The sequence below is a fragment of the Herbaspirillum sp. GW822-FHT03A08 genome (assembly GCF_058801885.1).
In genome coordinates this window covers 827159-847730 of the sequence record NZ_JBXANR010000001.1, presented here as the reverse complement: position 1 = coordinate 847730, position 20572 = coordinate 827159, and the positions used below count along the sequence as shown (strand labels likewise).

The window sequence follows — 20572 nt, the reverse complement described above, 5'->3', positions numbered from 1 at the left end:
GTGAATTTGACCAGTCCAGGCAAGCCTACCCTCAGACGGTTGTCTCCGGAACAGCGCGAGCAGCAGATATTGGCCAAGGCGATTGACTATTTCGCCACCAACGGCTTCTCGGCCAGCACGCGCGATCTGGCCAAGGAAATCGGCGTGACACAGCCGCTGCTCTACCGCTATTTTCCAAACAAGAAAGCACTGGTGGACCGTGTCTTCGAGACGGTCTACCTGTCGCGCTGGGAACCCGCATGGGAAACGCTGCTGGTGAATCGCAGCATCGGTCTCAGAGAACGCCTGCACGATTTCTATCGGCAATATTCAGGCGTCATCCTGAAGCGCGAATGGATCAGGATTTTCATTTTTGCCGGCATGACGGGGGAGTACATCAACGATCTCTACCTGAGCCGTTTGCGTGCGCGGATCTTTGATGTGGTGCTGGCGGAATTGCGGCATGAATTCAATATTGCGCCTCCCACGCCTCAGCAATGCGAACACGAAATCGAGTTCATCTGGGGACTGCACGCATCGATTTTCTACATCGGTGTTCGCAAGTGGATTTATGGCATGGCGACGCCGGAAGATCAGGACATGAGCATCGCAATCAAGGTCGATGCTTTCATCGACAGCGCAGCTGCGGTGATGCAAAAAATCCGTGCAGATTGATCCGCTCGAAAAAACGAAATGAACGCATGCCATTGCAGGTGAGTCCGGGAGATTTATTGCGCCGTGCCGACCTGATGCACAGCCGTCTCCGCATCTGTGCACCCCTCAGAAGACGGGTGCACAGATTGCGCGTCCGGGACTCTTAGAACTCTTGCTGAGTCGGACGCAACACGATTTCGTTGATGTCGACATCGGCGGGCTGTTCGATGGCAAACGCGATGGCGCGCGTGACGGAGTCTGCAGGAATGGCCATCTTATAAAACTCTTTGACGAAGTTGCTGCTTTCTTCGTGCGAGCTGCCAGCCTTCAATTCGGAATCGACGGCCCCGGGTTCAATCGTCGTGGTGCGGATGGCGCCGCCGACTTCATGGCGCAAGCCTTCAGAAATGGCGCGCACCGCAAACTTGGTGCCGCTGTAGACCGTACCGCCAGGGCTGAACACTTTGATGCCGGCTACCGAGGCGATGTTGATGAAGTGCCCGCTGCCTTGCTGCTGAAAGACCGGCAGCGCGGCCCTGTGCCGGCGCGCATTCGCCAGGTTTTCGACAGTTGCGTAGAGGCGATGGGAGCGTTGTAGGTCTAACGGATTGATGCGCTGCCGCCTGGCGCCGCCATCGGCGGCACAAGCGCTGTACGGCACGATACTGGCGCACACCGCCCGAATCGTGCCGTAGGCATCAGGTTTACGCGGCCGAGGCGCGGGCTGCGGTGCGACGTGCAGCGCTGCGTTTCATCAGCAAGGCGCCGACCACGAAAGCTGCCGCCACCAGACCCAGGTTACGTACCGAACCGTCCGCGACAGTAATCGCCCCTGCGCTGGCGCCCAGCGAAAAACCCAGATACATGAACGAGGCATTCAGCGACAGCGCAATCGGTGCGAGCTTGATGCCGGCGATATGGATCAGGTTGGTTTGCTGCGCCGGATAAAACGCCCAGCCTGCAATGCCCCAGACGATTACCGACACGAACACCGGCAGCACGGCCACGTTGGCAGGCAGCAGATACGCAATCGCCACCAATGTCAGGAAAGCCGCGATCAGGAACATCAATGCCGGACCGGTCACACGCTGGAAGCCGATACGATCCGCGACCTTGCCGCCGGCCATGACGCCGATGGCGGCTGAGATACCCCAGGCGAACAAGACATAACCGACGTGCGTGCCGTGGATGCCGGTGACCTGGTTCAGGTACAGCGCGAAATAGGTGTACATCGCGTAAGCGCCGGTCGCCCACAGCAGCGTGGTCAGCAAAGCGCGCAGCACGGCAGGGTCGCGCGCAGCCATCACGCGTTCACGCAAGCTGGCGACCGGCAGGTTGGCGCCGATGCCGCGCGGCAGTCCGCGCAACAGGCCGATGGTTGCCAGGGCCGCCAGGATCGCCACGCCGGCGAAGGTCATGCGCCAGCTGAGCTTGTCCGCGATCACGGTGCCCAACGGCGCCGCCAGTGCGACGGCCACGGTGATGCCGCCGCTGACCAGCGCCAGCGCGCTGCCGCGGCGTTCCGGTGCGACCAGTGCGCCAGCCAAGGCCATGGCGTTGGGTACATAGAGGCCGGCGGCAAACGCCAGCAGAATGCGCGCCGTCATCAGCGACCAGTAGCCGGTGGCTTGCCAGGCAAGCAGATTTGCCAGCGTAAATGCAGTCATCGCCCCGATCAGCAAGCCTCGGCGGTTGATGGCGCCGGTCAGCGCCGTCAGGATCGGCGAGCTGAGAGCGTACGCAGCGGTGAAGGCCACCACCAGTTGTCCGGCAACGGCGACGCTGACACCCAGATCGCGGGCGACGGTCGGCAGGATGCCGGCAATCATGAAACCTTCGGCGCCGACGGCAAAAGTGCCGAGCGCCAGCCAGTATAGTGGGGCGTTGCTACCGCTCTGCGTGTTGGCAGAGGGAGGGGATGAAGTGGAAGATGTGCTCATGGCGTTCTCACAAAAGTGGCAAACAGATTTTAAAATGACCAGTCGTCTTAATTTGGATGAAAAAATGCCGCCTCTGCTCTTTCGTACCAAGGCGGCTTTACTGCAAAATTCTTTGTCTTACTTCAGCATCTTGTTGAAGGCCAGATCCATGAACTGATCGAAGGCGTTCTTGTTGCGTTCCACACGGGTGCGCAAGGCTGCGCCTTCCCAGGCGTTCAGCAGAAAACCGGCCAATGCCTCAGGGCTCAGCTGCGTCGGGATCGTGCCTTCCTTCTGGCCTGCGGCAATGGCATAAGCCAGCTTGCCCGACCAGTTGGAATAGATCTTCACCAGCTCTTCACGTATCAGCGCACTTTGCTCGGACATCTCGGCACTCATGTTGCCGATCATGCAGCCGTGCTGAAAACCGCGGTCCACCAGCCTGTCGTTGAGCGCCGTGAAATAACGGCGCAGGCGTTCCAGTGCAGGCACGGCGTCGTCCACCAGAATTTCGCGCATCTTGCTGCGGCTGGCGTAATACGCCACGATTTCCGCACCCAGCACTTCCTTGCTCTCGAAGTGGTTGTAAAACGATCCCTTCGGCACGCCTGCCTCGGACGTGATGTCCTGCACGCTGCATGCGTTGTAGCCGCGCTCTGACAACAATTTCAGAGCGGCGTCGAAGATCTGGTCGCGGGTGTTTAACTTAGCCATGGCCGAATAATATGACCAGTCGTCTTAAAAATCAAGCGCCATTTGTCACGATGTTGGAAAAACGCGATGTTGCCGGTGATCCATACGGTCCGACTGGCGTAGTCAGACCGTATGCGGTGTTGATGAAAACATCAGAAACTCGGCCTTGCGTCAGGCCGGTTCGCTTTGCTCAAGCACGTATTGCGCAATCGCCAGCGAGGAAGTCAGTCCCGGCGACTCGATGCCGAACAAATTAATCAGCCCGGCATATCCATGCTGCGCGGGGCCGCTGATGAGAAAGTCTTCCTCTTTACTGGTGCCGGTGAGTTTCGGGCGCACGCCGGAATAGCTGGCTTGCAGGGCGGCGTCCGGCAACGCCGGCCAATAGCGGCGTATCGCCGCGTAAAAACGCTCCGAGCGGCGCAGGTCGACGGCGTAGTCCAGTTCCCGGTCGTCTTTGACGTCCAGCCATTCCACATCGGGGCCGAAACGCGCCTGGCCGGCCAGATCCAATGTCAGATGCACGCCGAGTCCGCCGTCTTCGGGCAGCGGATAAATCAGGCGCGAAAATGGCGTCTTGCCGCTCAGCGAAAAATAATTGCCCTTGGCGAACCAGGCGGCCGGAATGTGTTCCGGCGCCAGTCCCTCAAAGCAGCGCGCCAGTCTTGGCGCGGCCAGGCCCGCGGCATTGATGACCAGGCCGGCCGACAACTGCATCTGATCGCCGTCGGCCGTGACCACGTCCAGCGTGATGCCGTCGGCAGTACGGTGCGCCGCGACCACTTGGCTTTGCAACGCCAGCGTGGCGCCGTGTGCCTCGGCATCTGCCAGCAACTGCTGCATCAATCCATGGCTGTCGACGATTCCGGTAGAAGGCGACAGCAGGGCGCCAACACACTCCAGCGCCGGCTCCAGTTCTTTGGCATGCGCGGCATCAATGGCGGTCAGATCATGCACGCCGTTTTGCGCTGCATGCGCGGCAATTGCCTGCATCCGCTCGGCCTGTTCCACGCTGGTGGCGACCAGCAGCTTGCCGCAGCGCCGGTGGGCGACGTGGCGTTCTTCGCAATAGCGATACAGCAGCGCGCGTCCTTCAACGCACAGCCTTGCTTTGAGCGAGCCGGGGCGGTAGTAGATACCGGCGTGGATCACTTCGCTGTTGCGCGAGCTGATCCCGTTGCCGATGCTGTTGCCGGCTTCGACGATGACGACTTCGCGCCCGGCCAGCGCAAACGCGCGCGCGATGGCCAATCCGACGACGCCGGCGCCGATGACGACGCAATCGATGCGGTCAGTCATGATGTGAACAAGGTGGTGAACAAAAAAACTCCTGTCAGAGAAGCCGTCATCTTAGCGTACCTGATGCATCCCGGAGCGGATGAGTATCGTCTGAGTTCGTCGTCTGCACTAGGCGACTACCGGCAAGAATGTTATAAATGAAAAACATACCGGTTTCATGGCTGGTCAGCTGGCTGAGGCTCCATCACAACTCTTAACAAGAGCCTTGCTGCAACCCGATGTCGTTCATTTATGTTCATTTGTTGCAGAACTATAAAGACGGAGACCTATGGCCCTACAAGCCCGCTATAAGCGCTCTTCCACCGCAATCCTGGCGTCAGCCTTTGTGCTGCTGGCCTGCATTTCACTGATCGGATTGGACGCCTGGCGCACGTGGCAGGCACGCGCCGTCCAGGAGCGCGACGCCGGCGTTGCCGTCGCCAATATGGCGCGCGCGCTGGCGCAGCATGCCGACGATACCTTCAAGGAAGCCGATACCGTGCTGGTCGGCTTGCTCGAACGCATCCGTTATGACGGCACCGGGGCGGGGGCGCTGGAGCGACTGCATGGCTTGCTGAGACTGCAGGTAAAAGAGTTGCCGCAGCTCGGCGGCATTTTTGTCTACGACCAGACCGGGCGCTGGATCGTCAATTCACAACCGGTGACCGACACCAATCTCAACAATGCCGATCGCGACTATTTCATCTATCACCGCGATCACGCCGATCCGGGGCCGCATGTCGGCGCCCCGATCAAGAGCCGTTCCAGCGGCAAATGGATCGCTACCATTACACGGCGCATCAACAACGCCGACGGCAGCTTCGGCGGCGTGGTGCTGGCGACGATTGACATGGATTATTTCCAGCGTTTTTATGACAGCATGGACATCGGCAAGTCGGGCGCGATTCTGCTGGCACTCAACAACGCCACGATGGTGTTCCGGCGGCCGTTGCGCGAAGACTCGATCGGCAAGAGCATGGCGTCGGCGTCGATCTACCGCGATCACGCGTCGCAGCGCACCAGCGGTGTGGCCCTGATCAAATCCTCGCAGGACGGCGTCCTGCGCATCAACGGCTACACGCATCTGCAAACCTATCCGATGTTCGTCTCGGTGGCCTTGTCCAAGGATGAGGTGCTGTCGGAGTGGCGCGCCGATGCCTATATGCACATGGTGGGCGTGCTGATTCTGGTGACGTGTTTTGTCGGTGTCGGGCAGCGCATGGTGCGGCAGATCGACAAGCGCGCCATTGCCGAGGGCGAGGCCAATGAGGCGCGCGCCCAGGTGGAAGCGCTGAACAGCACGCTAGAGCGGCTGGCCATGCAGGACGGCCTGACCGGACTTGCCAATCGCCGCCATTTTGACGGCGCACTGGCGCGTGAGCTCAATCGCGCGACAAGAAAGGGCGAGAATCTGTCGCTCATCATGATCGATGTCGACCACTTCAAGCTCTACAACGACATGTACGGCCATTTGTCCGGTGACGAATGCCTGCGCAAGGTCGGCCAGTCAATCCTGAGCGGGGAGCGCCGTCCCGGCGATCTGGCGGCGCGTTACGGCGGAGAAGAGTTTGCGATGATCCTGCCCAACTGCGACGAAGCCGGAGCGTTGATCGTTGCGGAACACATCAGGCAGGAAGTGCGCCGGCAAGCGATTCCGCATGCCTCGAATCCCGACGGCATTGTGACGATCAGTCTGGGAATCGGATCATTCAATCAGACCCGGCGCGGTGCAACCACATCGGCTCTGGTGGGCGCCGCAGACCAGGCTCTGTATCGCGCCAAGGCCGGCGGTCGTGATCGGGTGGAAGTGTGATTTTCCGGGGATGAAAACCACTTGGGCTCAGTGGCGGCCGGCTGCTTTGTCAACCGGCTTGTCGGCGGCAACAGGCTCGGGCATGGGTTCAATGATCTCGCCTTCGACAACCTGCATTTCATCGCTGGCCGGCACTGCAGAAAACGATCTGCCGTCCATGGCGCGATTGAACGGATAGACATTGCTCTTCGCCTGCCCGTCGTTGACGATCTTCGCCATTTCTGTGATCTGATATTGCGCCAGATCATTTTCCCACTTGCGTTCGCGATAGTAGAAAAAGATCAGGAAGACCAGTCCGATGCTCAGATAAGAAGCGACCGCGACGAACATGTCTTGTTGCAATAGATCGGCTAGAAATTTCATTTGTAGGCTACTCGCTGAGTGGTGCGCCGGGACCCGGATGTGATATCAGCGTGGGTATCGGCAGGGCAGGGCTGAGCTGATGACTGAATGATAAAAAAAAGAGCGAACGTGCGGTATCGGGGAATTCCTTATTTCCGGGTTGAGATGCACTTCATGCAATCAACGTGCTGAGCTCATCACACACCGGAAACGAGCAGATCGGCCTAGTGCAGCAAGGTTTTTTTCAATGTCGCAGCGAGCTCTTCAATCGCAAATTTGGCGACATAGCCGTTGGCGCCGACGCTCTTGACGTGATCCTCGTTGGCGGAACCCGACAGCGACGAATGGATGACCACCGGAATGTTCTTGTAGCGCTGGTCGCTCTTGATGTTGCGTGTGAGTGTGAAGCCGTCCATCTCGGGCATTTCCAGGTCGGTCAGCATGAGCGCAACTTTATCGCCGATCTGCTTGCCTTCGCGCTGCGCTTCGGCCGCCAGCGACTGTAATTTCTCCCAGGCTTCCTTGCCGCTCTTGGTCATGACGTAGGGCACGCCCAGCGTCGACAAGCCGCTTTCAATCATGGCGCGCGCCACTTTGGAGTCGTCCGCAGCCAGCACGATAGAACCGGCTTTGATCAGGTCCTTGAGTTCGTTGCTATGGTCGCGATTGAGTGACTGCTTGACCGGCGAAGTCATGTCCAGAATCTGTTCCACGTCGAGCACCTGCACCAGGCGGCTGCCGTCGACGTCAGAATCCAGGCGCGCAATGCTGGTCACCATGTCGCCACCGGCGCTGGATTCCGCCGACAGCACCTGGCTCCAGTCGAGGCGCACGATTTCTTCCACCGATTCCACTGCGAAGGCTTGCGTATTGCGCGCGTATTCTGTGATCAGCAAAATGTTCAGGCCGGTCTTGGGCGTGCAGCCGGTCACTGCCGGCAAGTCGATCACCGAAATCACCTGGCCGCGAATATTGACCATGCCCAGCATCGGCGATTTGGTGCCGGCCGCTGTGGTGATCGGCACCATCGGCACGATCTCGCGGATCTTGAATACGTTGATGCCGAACAGTTCGCCGGGACCGTCGCCGGCTGCGCTGCCGAGACGAAACAGCAGCAGTTCGAATTTGTTGCTGCTGGTCAGGTTGGTCCGTTCATCAATCTCTTTTTGAAATGCATCCATGGGGTGGCCTCAATGTTGGTTTGGTGGGGGCGCGTTTGGGGCAATGCTTGTTTCAGAATTGTTCCCAGGAACCGGGATCGTCCTTGGGGACTGCCGATGCTTTGAGTGCAGGCTGCGCACCGCCTTTGATGACGCGCATGACAGGCGCAGCAGGTTTGGCGCCGACTGCACGCAGCGGCGGCGTGATGTCGACGGTGCGTTTTGGCATGGCTGCGGCAATGGGTTTGCTGACGGCGCTGCGTTCGTCGAGCTTGAACACGCCGACCACTTCCGATAGACGTCCAGCCTGTTCCTGCATGGATTGCGCAGCGGCCGCGGCTTGTTCCACCAGTGCAGCGTTTTGCTGCGTCACTTCATCCATTTGTGTGATCGCAAGATTGATCTGTTCGATGCCCTGGCTTTGCTCGTGGCTGGCGGCGGTGATTTCGCTGACGATGTCGGTCACGCGTCTGACGCTGTTGACCACTTCTTCCATCGTAGCGCCGGCCTGTTCGACCAGCTTGCTGCCGGCATCAACCTTGGTGACCGAATCGTCGATCAAGACCTTGATTTCCTTGGCGGCGGCGGCCGAGCGTTGCGCCAGATTGCGCACTTCGCTCGCCACGACGGCAAAGCCGCGGCCTTGTTCGCCGGCGCGTGCTGCTTCCACGGCGGCGTTAAGCGCCAGGATATTGGTCTGGAAAGCGATGCCGTCAATGACGCTGATGATGTCGAAGATCTTGCGCGACGATTCATTGATCGAACCCATGGTGTCGACTACTTTCCCCACCACTTCGCCGCCTGCACTGGCGACTTCCGAGGCGGTGACGGCAAGCTGATTGGCCTGGCGCGCGTTGTCGGCGTTTTGCTTGACCGTCGAGGTCAGCTCTTCCATGGCCGATGCGGTTTCTTCCAGCGACCCGGCTTGCTGCTCGGTGCGCGAGGACAGGTCCATGTTGCCGCTGGCGATTTCGTTGGAGGCGGTGGCAATGGTGTCGGTACCGGTGCGCACTTCGCCGACGATCTTCAGCAGATTGTCGTTCATGCCTTTGAGGGCTTCGAGCAACCGGCCGGTTTCATCCTTGCCGGCCAGCTGGATGTCCGCTGTCAGGTCGCCGCCGGCGACGCGCCGGGCCACCTCGACAGCTTCACCGAGCGGTTTGGCAATCACACGTGAAATCCAGACTGCCAGCGTCATGGCGGCAACCATGCAGATCGCCAGCATCGAGATGATCCACAGCCTGGCGCTGGCATATGTTGCATCAGCGTCGGCGCTCGACGTCTCGGAACCTTTCTCGTTGACTTCCACCAGTTTTTCCACCTGATCCAGCAGACTACGGTAAACCTTGGTCGATTCGCCCTTGAGCAGGGCGCGGGCATCCTCGTTCTTGTTGGTGCGCGAAATGTCGAGGATCTTCTTGTGTTCGGCGAGGAACACGACAATCGCTTTCTCCACATCAGGATAAATCGCCCGTTCTTCCGGTTCGCTGATCTGCTTCAGGTAATCGTCCTGTTGCTTTTTCAGATTGGCAATTTGCTTGTCGGCATTCTTCTCGATCTCTTCGAATTCCTGCGGTGTGGAAGAGAGGATGTGCTGCAGTTCAAAACTGCGGATGCGCGACAGCGACAGCTTCATCTGCGACAAGGTGCGGATGGTTGGCAGCCAGTTGGAGGCAATGTCGGTCGAAGCCTGGTTCACACGGCCCAGTTCGCGGATGGCGAAGGCGCCAAGCGCGGCTTCCAGGGCGATGACGACGCAGAAGACCGAGATCAGTTTTCTTGAAATTTTGAGATCGTAGAACCACTTCATAGTTTTCTCCAGGCGGACGAGGGACGGCAGGCGACATTGGGGCAATCGCTGAAAACATTCCGGCGCCGGTCGGGCGCGGATGAACATGTCTGGCCATCAGGCAGGGATCCTGCAGAACGCCGGAACCGGTGTGATGAAGAAGGCGGTTCAGACGCCGAGCTGGTGAAGATTCCGCTATGCCCGATGTATTGCCAGCTTAGGGGAGTGACATACTCTTCGGTATCAGTGTTTTCCTGATAGCGGAAAAGCAACTATATCGGGCGGTGCGGAAGGAGGCGCTGCAGTTTTCCAGTGAGTAACACTGCGCAAGGCTGCGCGGAGTGGTGCGATCGGGGATAATAGCGGCTTCACCCAAACCAAGGATCGTCGTGGCAGTCTCCATCAAAACTGAAAAACAGATCGCAATGATGCGTGTTGCCGGAGGGCTGGCCGCAGATGTGCTGGAGATGATCGGCGAATACGTGGTGCCGGGCGTGACGACCGAAGAGCTGGACCGACGCTGCCACGATTACATCCGCAAGGTGCAGAAGGCGACGCCGGCTAATGTCGGCTATCACGGTTTTCCCAAGACCTTGTGCACCTCGGTCAACAGCGTAGTCTGCCATGGCATCCCCAGCACCAAGGTGGTGTTGAAGGATGGCGACATCATCAACATCGACGTCACCGTCATCAAGGACGGCTGGCACGGCGACACCAGCCGCATGTACTTTGCCGGCACGCCGTCGGCCGAAGCGCAGCGTCTGGTACAGGTGACGCTGGACTCCATGCTGGCGGGCATTGCCGTCGTGCGCCCCGGCGCGCGGCTCGGCGACGTCGGCCATGCGATCCAGACGCTGGCCGAGGGGGCCGGTTATTCGGTGGTGCGCGAATATTGCGGCCACGGCATCGGCAAGGTCTATCACGAAGAACCGCAGGTGCTGCATTACGGCACGCGCAATTCCGGCTTGCTGCTGCGTGAGGGAATGACGTTCACGATCGAACCGATGATCAACCTCGGTGCGCGCGGCGTGCAGCAGTTGGACGACGGCTGGACCGTCGTCACGCGCGACGGATCCTTGTCGGCGCAGTGGGAACACATGATTGCGGTGACCGCCGATGGCGCCGAGATTCTGACGGCCTGGCCGACGAAATAAGCCGATAAGCCGGCTCATCAATTAATCGCTAAATTAACCGTTCAATTCGCCGGCGGCGTTTTTTACTGCAGCCGTGTTGGCATTCCTTGCCGGATGTGACGCGCGCATCGGTTATCATTTCTTGCCGCAAGGTATTCCGTACATTGTCTGTGCGACGCCTTCGCGGCGGTCGCCGTTCTTTTTCACCGTTCTGACAACGATAGATATCCCTCATGAAAATTTCCCCGTCGCTGCCGCTCTGGTCCATCGCATCGCCCGTCATCGGTTGGCTGGTGTATGCCGTCAACGGCTTACAGCCCGGTGGCTGGTTCTCCATCCTGCTGGTGATCGGCCTGATGGCGTCGGTGCTGGCGGCGGTGTATCACGCCGAAGTGGTGGCGCACAAAGTCGGCGAACCGTTCGGCACGCTGGTGCTGGCGCTGGCGGTGACGCTGATTGAAGTGGCGCTGATCGTGTCGCTGATGCTGTCGGGCGGCGAAGCCACGACCGGGCTGGCGCGCGACACGGTGTTCGCCGCCATCATGATCATCCTCAACGGCATCGTCGGCATTTGCCTGCTGGTCGGCGCCAGTCATCACCGCGAGCAATCGTTCGGACAACACGGCGTCAGCGCATCGCTGGCGACGCTGGCGGCCATCGCTGTGTTGACGCTGGTCTTGCCGAATTACACGCTGACCAGGATCGGCCCTTTCTACAGCCCCAGCCAGCTGGCGTTCATTGCCGTGATTTCACTGGTGTTGTACGGCACCTTCGTGCTGGTACAGACCGTGCGCCATCGTGACTACTTCCTGCCCGCCAACGCTGCCGCCAATGAAGAGGCGCATGCGGAGCCGCCTTCCAACAAGGTCGCCATCACCAGCGCGGTGCTGCTGCTGGCTTGCCTGGGGGCAGTGGTGCTGCTGGCCAAGGCGCTGGCGCCGACGCTGGAAACAGCGCTCGACAGCCTGGGTGCGCCGAAATCGGTGGTGGGTATCGTGATTGCCGCCATCGTGCTGCTGCCCGAGGGCCTGGCGGCGGTACGTGCTGCACGCGCCAACCGTTTGCAAACCAGTCTCAATCTGGCGATCGGTTCGGCACTGGCAAGTATCGGTTTGACCATTCCTGCGGTGGCGGTGGTGTCGCTGGCGACCGGCTGGACCTTGTCGCTGGGACTGGACATCAAGTCGACTGTGTTGCTGCTGCTGTCGTTCATCGTTGCCGGTTTTTCGCTGAGCACCGGCCGTACAACGGTGATGCAGGGGATGGTGCATCTGGTGATTTTCGCGGTGTATCTGTTCACCACGATCGTCCCCTGATGGAATGACAACCTGAGACGGCTACGATCAGCGTCTCAGGTTTTGCTGATCCTTGCGCAGCGGATCGAGCAACTGGCGCAGCGCATTGTGGTCCAGTTCGTACATCAGCGCCAGCAGGCTGCCCAACTCTCCGCGCGGAAATCCTTCACGCGCAAACCATCCCAGATAATGTCCCGGCAGGTCCGCCAGCAGGCGGCCTTTGTATTTCCCATAGGGCATTTCCATGCTGACCAGTTTCAGCAGATGTTCTTGATTCATGGCGCCGTTCAGGAAAGGGTGGTGTCGGTCTTGATTTCGTCATGGCGCGCGACGCCATTGCGGCCTTTGGCCTTGGCGATGTAGAGAGCGCGGTCGGCTTCTTCCACCAGCTGTTCCGGCGCATCCGACTGCAAGCTTGGACGAATGACGGCGACGCCCACGCTGATGGTGACGATGGTCAATGGGCTGGCGGCATGGTGGATATCGAGTGCGGCGATGTCGGCGCGCAAACGTTCGGCAATGATGGCGGCCGACTCCAGTGTTGTCTGCGGCAACAGCACGACCATTTCTTCGCCGCCGTAGCGCGCGGCCATGTCGCCGGTGCGTTGCGGTACCGCCTTGATCGTATCGGCAATGCGGCACAGACATGCGTCGCCGGCGCGGTGTCCGTAAATGTCGTTGTACTGCTTGAACCAGTCGACGTCGATCATGAGCAGGCCAAGCGTTTCCCGGTTGCGCAATGCGCGGGAAAATTCTTCGCTGAGCGCGATGTCGAAATGGCGCCGGTTCGCCAGGCCGGTCAGACCGTCTTCCAGCGCCAGATTCTGCAGATGCTTGTTCAACTGATCGAGATTGTCGCGTGCAATGACGAGCTGGGCTTCAGTTTCGAGGCGCAGCTTGATCTGCCTGAGCAGCCAGTTTCCCAGCACCGCCAGGATCAGGATGAGGATCAGGATCGCCGCCGTATGGCGCAGGGTATCGTCAATCCAGCCGTCGAGCACTTCATCCTTGGACAAGGCGATGGCCACGAACATCGGGAACTGGTTGAAGTGCCGGTAGGCGTTGATCTTGTCCTTGCCGTCCACTGTGGAGGGGGCGGTGTGCGTGCCGTCGTGATTCCTGGTAACGTAGTCGCGGAAGATCGGCACCTTGCGCAGGTCGGTGCCGACGTACTTGTCGAAGAAGGGACGGCGCACCAGCAGCGTGCCGTTGTTGAGGCCGAGGATGATCAGGCCGCTTTCGCCGATGTTGAAGGTGTTGTAGAAGTTGCGGAAGTAATCGATGTCGATCGCCGCCAGGACCACGCCGCCGAAGCTGCCGTCAGGATTGTTGACGCGGCGCGATACCGTCAGACGCCAGGCGCCGGCCGGATTCTTGACCAAAGGCCCGACGTACGGCCCCAGGCTGGCATGGTCGCGATGGTACTGGAAGTAATTGCGGTCGTTCACGTTGTTGCTGAACAGGACTTCGTTGGAGTCGACCACCGCATAGCCGTCTGCATTGAGGACGAACAGGCCCGCCAGTTGCGGCAACTCGGCGACGCGTGACTTCAGCAACTCGTGCAGGCGCGGTTTCATCCTGTCGGTGAGACCTTCTGCCGCCATCAGCTCGATCACGCCGCTGAGGATCAGGTCGGCGGCCTTGAGCGTATCGTCGCCGTGCTGCGCCAGCGCACGGGCCATGTTGACCATGGTGGTTTCGGTATCGCGCAGCTGTTCGGTACGATTTTTCCATGCTTGCCAGCCATCGACGGATAGCAGCGACAGGCAGACGAGGAAGAAAAAAATCTTGGCCCTGAAAACAATCGGGGATGTATCTCCCGAGCTTCCGGACTTCAGTTTTTTTAGTCGTCGTATTACGGTCATAACGGGCATCATATTTATTATCGGCTTCGCCCGTGCGTGCGGTCTCTTCGTACGCAGCAGGAATGGCAGGCGTCTGCGTCATCCATGCTACTAGAAATATGTATCAAATTCGCGGTAGTTTGTTCTCTTTGGGCAAATTATCCACATTACGATGGCAAGCTTGCGACAAGAGCGCATCCTTTTCGCTTGGGCGCGGTTTGGTGGCCGATGTATTGATCTGTGGAAATGCCCTCCGGCGACCTTATAATCGAACGCTTCTCTGCTCTTTTTTCCTTCTTCATGTCCGCATTGATCGACAACGACCCGCCGCCGGCGCCGCCGATAGAGCCTCAGCTCGAAGACTGCTGTCAGAGCGGCTGCGATCCCTGCATTTTTGATATTTATCAGGATGCGCTGGAGCGTTACCGCGTAGCCCTTGAGGCGTGGCAGGCGCGCCGCGACATGGCCGCGGCCGAATCTCCGAAACGCAGCCGGAAATCTTGACGTTCCGGCGGCCCGCGCCTGTCATTTGAGGGTCATATTCTTCGTGTATGTTCTGACGGTACCCTGACCGACAAACCGGGCGCCGGTCTTCCAGACCGGTTCAGGCCCAGATGGAGAAAAAATGAACGACGAAGAACTGGTACGCCGCATCCACCGCGAACTGGCGGACAGCTATGACGAAGAGCTGGAACTGGAAATCGAGGATCGCACCATCGAAGAACTGGCTGAAGGCGTTGACGCTCGCAGCGAGCAGGACAAGGCCGATCGCCGCCTGTATTTCCGCGAACTGTTCCGCCTGCAGGCAGAACTTGTCAAGCTGCAGGACTGGGTAGTCGCCACCGGCCACAAGGTTGTGATCCTGTTTGAAGGCCGCGATGCGGCAGGCAAGGGCGGTGTCATCAAGCGCATCACCCAGCGCCTCAACCCGCGCGTATGCCGCGTCGCCGCCTTGCCGGCGCCGAATGACCGTGAACGCACCCAATGGTATTTCCAGCGCTATGTCTCGCATCTGCCTGCCGCAGGCGAGATCGTGCTGTTCGACCGCAGCTGGTACAACCGTGCCGGCGTTGAGCGCGTCATGGGTTTTTGCACGGATGACCAGTACGAAGAATTCTTCCGCTCCGCGCCGGAATTCGAACGCATGCTGGCGCGCTCCGGCATCCAGCTGATCAAATACTGGTTCTCGATCACGGACGAAGAGCAGCACATGCGCTTTCTGAGCCGCATTCACGATCCGTTGAAGCAATGGAAGCTCAGTCCGATGGACCTGGAGTCGCGCCGCCGCTGGGAGGATTACACCAAGGCCAAGGAAATCATGCTGGAGCGCACCCACATTCCCGAAGCGCCATGGTGGGTGGTGCAGGCCGTTGACAAGAAAAAGGCCCGTCTGAACTGTATCCATCACTTGCTGGGCCAGATGCCGTACGGCGAAGTCGAACACTCGCCGATATCGTTGCCGGAACGCGTGCGTCATGACGACTACTTCCGCCGCGAAGTGTCGAGCGAAATCGTGGTGCCGGAAGTGTATTGATGCCGGATCGAACGCCCGCAGAGAAACGCGGACAATAAAAAACGGGAGCTTCGGCTCCCGTTTTTTATTGTCCAGAGGATCGCAGGATCGCTCAGAAATACTTTTTCAGCACTTCGCCGAATGCCTGTTCGGCCGACATGCCGGCACGCATCATGGTGGTGATTTCGGCAGAGTGCTCGCCGATGGTGTCCGGCAGCGTGGAGCGGTTGGCTTTGAAGTATTCATACTTCTCGCTGTCGACCAGATCCTTGGCGCGGGTTGCGGCGCTCGGTGCGCGCGTGGTGCTGGCGCGTTTGACGGTGCCGGTGCTAAGCGTACGCGCCGGCTTGAGCCCGCCGACCTTGGCCAGCTTGATCTGCTCCAGGGTGAACACGCCGGTAGCGTTGCCTGGTGCGAATTCGCCGTCTTCCGGATGATGCAGGTGATGGTTGCCGTCGAAGGCCATCTTCTTGCCGGCGCTGTTGGTGAGCTGGTAGCGCGGACCGTTGCCCGAGGTCACCAGCGCAAACTGCACGCGTTCGCCGTAAGTATCCATCTGGGTGATGACACCGTTGAGGTAGTCGGCCTTCAGGGATTCGATATTGCCGTTCCAGCGTTTGCTTCTTGTCGTAGTCAAAATATGTACTTCCAGTAATGATGGCGACCGCGCGCGAGGGGGATCGGAGGAGGGAATCAGCAATCCGTGGCGGCCAGCCTGATAAATCAGTTTGACCCTCCATTATCCTCTTCTCGGGCGGAGATTGACAGGGCGGCCGGGAAATTTGCCCTGATTTCATGCGGAATTCTCTTTCCATGCGCCGCAAAGCCTCTCCCATGGCGGATGTTGGTGAAAGACAATCATGTTATACGGAAATATTACGGCTATAATGTCCGGCAGCAAAGGCAGCCGGGGAGGGCCGCCTTGCGTCATACATCACACGCCGTTCAACCCGAGAGCAACAATAAAAAGGCAGGCATCATGGGGCAGGGAACCGTTTCGTTTCATCGGTCATGGAGATTGGCCGTCGCGCTGGCTTGCGCAAGTCCGCTCGCACACGCCGAGGTGCAGGACTACGTCCAGGCCGGCATCATCAAGGTGGTCCGCGGCGACGTGCAGGTGCTGCGCCAGGGCGGGGCGCAGAAACCGGCTCAGGCAGCCGCTGCACAATCACCTCAGGCGACTTCATCTCAAGCTGGTTCTCCATCGGCGGGCTCTACCCCCATTCTTGCCCATGTCGGCGACCGTGTGTTTTCCGGTGATCGCGTGGTGACCGCCGATGGCGCCGCCGTCGGCATTACTCTGCGCGACGACACGCTGGTGTCGCTCGGTCCCAAGAGCACCTTTGTACTCGAACAATACAATTTCAATGAAAGTTCCGGCGAAGGCAATGTCGCCGTGCGCGTCGTCAAAGGCACCTTGCGCTACGTCACCGGCCTGATCGGCAAGCACGCGCCGGAGCGTCAGCAAGTCATGACGCCGACCGCCACCATCGGCATACGCGGCACCGATTTCATCGTGGATGTGGCCAGTGAATAAGCACAGCGGCGGCGTACGCCTGGCCAAGCGCCTTGCATTGTGGAGCTGCCTTGCCGGCTTCGTCCTGCTCACCGGTTGTGCCGGACCGAAGGAGCGTTTCGTTCTGTTGCCGCAACCGGACGGCTCTTCCAGCAGCATCGTGGTCAAGACCACCAGCGGCGAAACGCCGCTGACCACGCCGTATGCTTCGGTGGAAACCGACGGCGGCAAGGCCGGCAAGACGCTGACCCTGAACGAAGCCCAGGTGCAGGCGCGCTATGCGCCGGTGATGGACAACCTGCCGCTGCGGCCGCGCACCTACGTCCTGCTGTTTGAACTCGGGCGTGATCGTCTCACACCGGCGTCGCGCAAATTCCTCGATCAGGCGATTGACGAGTTCAAGCAATTTCCCGCCGGTGAATTCATCGTCATCGGCCACGCCGACAATATCGGCAACGACACCTTCAACGACACGCTGTCGGTGCGTCGCGCGCGGTTGGTCGAGCGTGAATTGATCCGTGCTAAAGTCAACCTGATCAGCATCGAAGTGATCGGCAAAGGATCGCGTGAGCCGCGGGTACCGGCGAAGAAGGGTGTGCCGGAGCCTGCCAACCGCTACGTGGAAATCAAGCTGCGCTAAAAGAGCGTCAGCGAATGCATCTTAAAAAAAGCGTCATCACATTCAGAGACATGGCCACCATCTATCTGGCATATTCGCCGCAAACGCGCCTCAACTATTACGGCGAGCGCGCCTTGACGCGCTTGCAGGCACTGGGCGAGGTGTGGCTCAATCAGACTGAAACTCCGCTGACTCCCTCCGATCTGGTGCGCGAAGCCGCCGGGTGCGACATCATCGTCGCACCGCGCATTCCCGCCGCCACCGCCGACGTGTTCGACAAGCTGCCGCAGCTCGTCGCCTATTGCCGCGGCGCGGTCGACATTCGTACCGTGGATGTTGTTGCCGCCAGTCGCAACGGCGTGCTCGTGACGCACGCCACGCCGGGTTTCGCCGCTTCCGTGGCGGAATGGGTTCTTGCAGCGATGTTCGACCTCAGCCGCAACATCAGCGACGCCGCCATGGCCTACCGCAACGGCATCGTGCCTGCCGTCAGGATGGGACGCGAGTTGCGCGGCGCCACACTGGGCGTGGCCGGTTACGGCACCATCGGCCAGTATCTGTGCCGCATCGCCCAGGCGCTCGGCATGAAGGTATTGGTAGCGGATCCCTATGCGCGGATCACCGATCCTGCGCATGTCGCCGTCGGGTTCGGCGAGCTGCTCGCGCAATCCGACTACGTCGTCTGCCTCGCGCCCGCCAACGCCGAGACCGCGCACATGTTCAATGCCGCCGCCTTTGCGAAGATGCAGGCATCCGCCTTTTTCATCAACGCTTCGCGTGGCGAACTGGTCGATGAAGCCGCCTTGCTGCACGCTCTGGATCACGGCGTCATTGCCGCCTGCGCCATCGACGTCGGCATGGCGCCGGACCAGATGCCGTCGCCGCTGCTGGCCCGCCATCCACGCGTGATCGCCACGCCGCACATCGGCGGATTGACGCCGCAGGCGGCTGAACATCAGGCCATGGATACCGTGAATCAGGTCGCTGCCATCGTCGCCGGGCGCTTGCCGGAAGGCGCGGTCAATGCCGATCAGGCGACGCGGCTGGCGCGGTTTATTGCGTAAAAAATAAAATCGACGGAGACGATCATGACTGCATCTGCCCAGGCAACCGGCATGCCCGCCGGGGCCTGCGATTGCCACATCCACATCTACGATTACACGCGCTTTGAGTTGGCGCCGACGGCCTTGTCCAAACCACCGCAGGCCTTGTGGTCCGACTATCGCCGCGAACAGCAGGCATTGGGCCTGACGCGTGCGGTCGTGGTGCAACCGACCGGTTACGGTTTCGACAATCGCTGCACGCTCGACGCGCTGGCGCAGGCCGACGGCAGTGCGCGCGGCATCGTTGCGATTGCGCCCGATATCACGGAGAGCGAGTTGATGCAGATGGATTCGGCCGGCGTACGCGGCGTGCGTTTCATGATGATTGCCAATGGCGGCGGCGTGATGCGTTGGGACATGCTGGAACCTGTCGCCGCCAGGATCGCGCCGCTGGGCTGGAACATCAATCTGCAGATCGACGGCCGCGATTTTGAGCAATACGAAGCTTTGCTGAAGTCCTTGCCATGCCGTGTCGTGATCGACCACAACGGCAAATTCCTCACACCGGTCAAGCCCGATCATCCGGGCATGCAAAGCCTGTTGCGCCTGCTCGACACAGGACGCTGCTGGGTCAAGTTATCGGCGCCGTACGAGACTTCGCAAACCGGCGCGCCGTCCTATGACGACGTCAGTGTGTTGGCAAAGACCTTCGTCAACGCGTATTCCGAACGCTGCCTGTGGGCCAGCAATTGGCCGCACCCGGGCCGCAATCCGCAACCATCCAATCGCGACCTGCTCGATCTGTTGCCGTCGTGGGCGCCGTCAGCAGAAGTACGCAAACGCATCCTGGTCGACAACCCGGCCGCGCTTTACGGATTCTGAGCGTAATGCGACAAGGTGATCTTTTCGCTTGTGAGCAGGTTCATGGTTTTCATCTCTTTTTCCATCTCTTCCACACCGTCGACCTCATAGAGATCGTCCAGCGGCCACGCCAGCGATAAGGGCGTGAGCTGCACGCCGAAATGGGCCGCTGTCGCTTCCACGTCGCGCGGCACTTGCGTTCTGGCGATCAGGTCGATCACTGTGGCCGGCAATTCGGCGCCGGCGCCTGCTTGCGCAACTGCGATCGTCTCGACCGGCACCTGTCTGCCATTGACCAACTGCACCAGTTCCGCAAGCGTATGTTCATCCGGACCGCCCAATTCATAGGTGCCTGCGCTGCCCGCGCCGAGTGCGGCAGCTTCTGCGATGGTGGCGATGTCGCCCAGATTGATCGGCCGGCAACGCTGTTCGCCGCTGCCGTACAGGACCACCGACGCACCGGGAGCGCGCTGTTGCAGCGACAACTCAAACGGTAATGGTTGCGGGCTGCCGCGCACCACCGGTCCGTGGCGGAAAATCACGGCATTGCTCAGACGCTTGAGTGCCTGCTCGGCGAAACCCTTGGCTTTCAGATACCAGTTGCTTTCGGCAACGTCGGCGCCCAGGTGCGAAAAATAGATGACGCGCGTGTCGCTCCGGCCTACTGCCGCAGCAATGCGTTCGGCGGTATCGACCATGCCGCTTCGGTAAGCATCCCAGTTGTCGGCGGCGAAGACGCCGGTCAGCAGGATCACGGCATCGGCTTCGGCGATGACTTCAAAGCTGCGTTCGTTGCGCATCCAGTCGGCGACAACTTCATCGGCGACCAGCCGCACGGGATGCCGCACCAGCGCAGTGACATGCACGTCGGCATCACGCAGCAACAGCGTCAACAGACGGGCGGTGGGGCCGTTGGCTCCCGCGATGACGACGCGGCGCAATGGCGTCGTGGGCGCCGTGGGCGCCGTGGGTACGGCAGGTGCAGTGTGAAAGTAGTGCATGGCTTCTCCCTGGTTTGGCAGACATGCAGATGCAGACGTTTGAGATGGCGGAATATTGTGGTGCACAAATATATTTTTCTGCATGCACTTTCCGATGCCTACGCCTGTTACGCTGGCAGG

General features: G+C 60.0%; 20 protein-coding genes and 1 pseudogene. 10 read left to right on the top strand and 11 right to left on the bottom strand.

The annotated features are described in order from the left end of the window. A complete protein-coding gene (locus AC1RN6_RS03920; RefSeq protein WP_493003174.1) occupies positions 1 to 654 on the top strand; it encodes a TetR/AcrR family transcriptional regulator in 654 nt (217 codons plus the stop codon). A 142-nt stretch (positions 655 to 796) separates the two neighbouring features. Here AC1RN6_RS03920 and AC1RN6_RS03915 read toward each other — a convergent pair. The 4 genes and pseudogenes from AC1RN6_RS03915 to AC1RN6_RS03900 form a co-directional block, all read right to left on the bottom strand. Continuing rightward, a pseudogene (locus AC1RN6_RS03915) lies at positions 797 to 1168 on the bottom strand (SDR family oxidoreductase); the annotation flags it as partial. Positions 1169 to 1337: 169 nt separating this feature from the next. Further along, a complete protein-coding gene (locus AC1RN6_RS03910; RefSeq protein ID WP_493003172.1) occupies positions 1338 to 2573 on the bottom strand; it encodes an MFS transporter in 1236 nt (411 codons plus the stop codon). 117 nt (positions 2574 to 2690) lie between these two features. Then, a complete protein-coding gene (locus AC1RN6_RS03905; protein WP_493003171.1) occupies positions 2691 to 3266 on the bottom strand; it encodes a TetR/AcrR family transcriptional regulator in 576 nt (191 codons plus the stop codon). Positions 3267 to 3416: 150 nt separating this feature from the next. Continuing rightward, positions 3417 to 4544, bottom strand: a complete 1128-nt coding sequence (locus AC1RN6_RS03900) for an NAD(P)/FAD-dependent oxidoreductase (RefSeq protein WP_493003169.1) — start codon at positions 4542 to 4544, stop codon at positions 3417 to 3419. A 268-nt stretch (positions 4545 to 4812) separates the two neighbouring features. On the opposite strand from AC1RN6_RS03900, the gene AC1RN6_RS03895 reads away from it, so the two are divergent. Continuing rightward, positions 4813 to 6336, top strand: coding sequence for a diguanylate cyclase (locus tag AC1RN6_RS03895; RefSeq protein ID WP_493003167.1), 1524 nt, complete (start codon positions 4813 to 4815; stop codon positions 6334 to 6336). 27 nt (positions 6337 to 6363) lie between these two features. Here the strand turns inward: AC1RN6_RS03895 and AC1RN6_RS03890 are convergent, their stop codons facing one another. From AC1RN6_RS03890 to AC1RN6_RS03880, 3 genes are all read right to left on the bottom strand, one after another. Continuing rightward, positions 6364 to 6699, bottom strand: a complete 336-nt coding sequence (locus AC1RN6_RS03890) for a hypothetical protein (protein ID WP_493003166.1) — start codon at positions 6697 to 6699, stop codon at positions 6364 to 6366. Positions 6700 to 6902: 203 nt separating this feature from the next. Beyond that, positions 6903 to 7859: a chemotaxis protein gene (locus tag AC1RN6_RS03885; RefSeq protein ID WP_493003164.1), complete on the bottom strand. Its 957-nt coding sequence runs from the start codon at positions 7857 to 7859 to the stop codon at positions 6903 to 6905. A 52-nt stretch (positions 7860 to 7911) separates the two neighbouring features. After that, positions 7912 to 9648, bottom strand: a complete 1737-nt coding sequence (locus AC1RN6_RS03880) for a methyl-accepting chemotaxis protein (RefSeq protein WP_493003163.1) — start codon at positions 9646 to 9648, stop codon at positions 7912 to 7914. A gap of 362 nt (positions 9649 to 10010) precedes the next feature. On the opposite strand from AC1RN6_RS03880, the gene map reads away from it, so the two are divergent. Then, positions 10011 to 10781 (top strand): type I methionyl aminopeptidase, encoded by a 771-nt coding sequence (gene map, locus AC1RN6_RS03875; RefSeq protein WP_493003510.1) that lies wholly within the window; start codon positions 10011 to 10013, stop codon positions 10779 to 10781. 212 nt (positions 10782 to 10993) lie between these two features. Continuing rightward, positions 10994 to 12076, top strand: coding sequence for a calcium:cation antiporter (locus AC1RN6_RS03870; protein ID WP_493003161.1), 1083 nt, complete (start codon positions 10994 to 10996; stop codon positions 12074 to 12076). Between the two features lie 27 nt (positions 12077 to 12103). Here the strand turns inward: AC1RN6_RS03870 and AC1RN6_RS03865 are convergent, their stop codons facing one another. Both AC1RN6_RS03865 and AC1RN6_RS03860 read right to left on the bottom strand, forming a co-directional pair. Continuing rightward, positions 12104 to 12334: a DUF3820 family protein gene (locus AC1RN6_RS03865; RefSeq protein ID WP_493003159.1), complete on the bottom strand. Its 231-nt coding sequence runs from the start codon at positions 12332 to 12334 to the stop codon at positions 12104 to 12106. A gap of 8 nt (positions 12335 to 12342) precedes the next feature. Next, the gene (locus tag AC1RN6_RS03860) at positions 12343 to 13920 is read right to left on the bottom strand and encodes a sensor domain-containing diguanylate cyclase (protein WP_493003157.1); all 1578 of its coding nucleotides are present in this window, start codon (positions 13918 to 13920) and stop codon (positions 12343 to 12345) included. Positions 13921 to 14145: 225 nt separating this feature from the next. Between AC1RN6_RS03860 and AC1RN6_RS03855 the strand changes: the two genes are divergently transcribed. Both AC1RN6_RS03855 and ppk2 read left to right on the top strand, forming a co-directional pair. Then, the gene (locus AC1RN6_RS03855) at positions 14146 to 14403 is read left to right on the top strand and encodes an oxidoreductase-like domain-containing protein (RefSeq protein ID WP_493003155.1); all 258 of its coding nucleotides are present in this window, start codon (positions 14146 to 14148) and stop codon (positions 14401 to 14403) included. Between the two features lie 121 nt (positions 14404 to 14524). Continuing rightward, positions 14525 to 15433, top strand: coding sequence for a polyphosphate kinase 2 (gene ppk2, locus AC1RN6_RS03850; protein WP_493003153.1), 909 nt, complete (start codon positions 14525 to 14527; stop codon positions 15431 to 15433). Between the two features lie 91 nt (positions 15434 to 15524). On the opposite strand, the gene AC1RN6_RS03845 is transcribed toward ppk2, so the two are convergent. Then, complete coding sequence (locus AC1RN6_RS03845) at positions 15525 to 16049, bottom strand: hypothetical protein (protein ID WP_493003152.1); 525 nt, start codon at positions 16047 to 16049, stop codon at positions 15525 to 15527. Between the two features lie 342 nt (positions 16050 to 16391). On the opposite strand from AC1RN6_RS03845, the gene AC1RN6_RS03840 reads away from it, so the two are divergent. From AC1RN6_RS03840 to AC1RN6_RS03825, 4 genes are read left to right on the top strand one after another with little or no spacing between them, the layout of a single operon-like run. After that, a complete protein-coding gene (locus AC1RN6_RS03840) occupies positions 16392 to 16949 on the top strand; it encodes a FecR family protein (RefSeq protein WP_493003150.1) in 558 nt (185 codons plus the stop codon). Next, on the top strand, positions 16942 to 17568 hold the full coding sequence (locus AC1RN6_RS03835) for an OmpA family protein (RefSeq protein ID WP_493003149.1): 627 nt from the start codon (positions 16942 to 16944) through the stop codon (positions 17566 to 17568). Before AC1RN6_RS03840 ends, AC1RN6_RS03835 begins: the two co-directional genes overlap by 8 nt. A gap of 50 nt (positions 17569 to 17618) precedes the next feature. Then, a complete protein-coding gene (locus tag AC1RN6_RS03830) occupies positions 17619 to 18611 on the top strand; it encodes an NAD(P)-dependent oxidoreductase (RefSeq protein WP_493003147.1) in 993 nt (330 codons plus the stop codon). A 24-nt stretch (positions 18612 to 18635) separates the two neighbouring features. Further along, positions 18636 to 19472: an amidohydrolase family protein gene (locus AC1RN6_RS03825; protein ID WP_493003145.1), complete on the top strand. Its 837-nt coding sequence runs from the start codon at positions 18636 to 18638 to the stop codon at positions 19470 to 19472. Here AC1RN6_RS03825 and AC1RN6_RS03820 read toward each other — a convergent pair. Then, positions 19460 to 20452 (bottom strand): SDR family oxidoreductase, encoded by a 993-nt coding sequence (locus AC1RN6_RS03820; RefSeq protein ID WP_493003143.1) that lies wholly within the window; start codon positions 20450 to 20452, stop codon positions 19460 to 19462. The two genes, AC1RN6_RS03825 and AC1RN6_RS03820, sit on opposite strands and share 13 nt — an antisense overlap. Positions 20453 to 20572 lie beyond the last annotated feature (120 nt).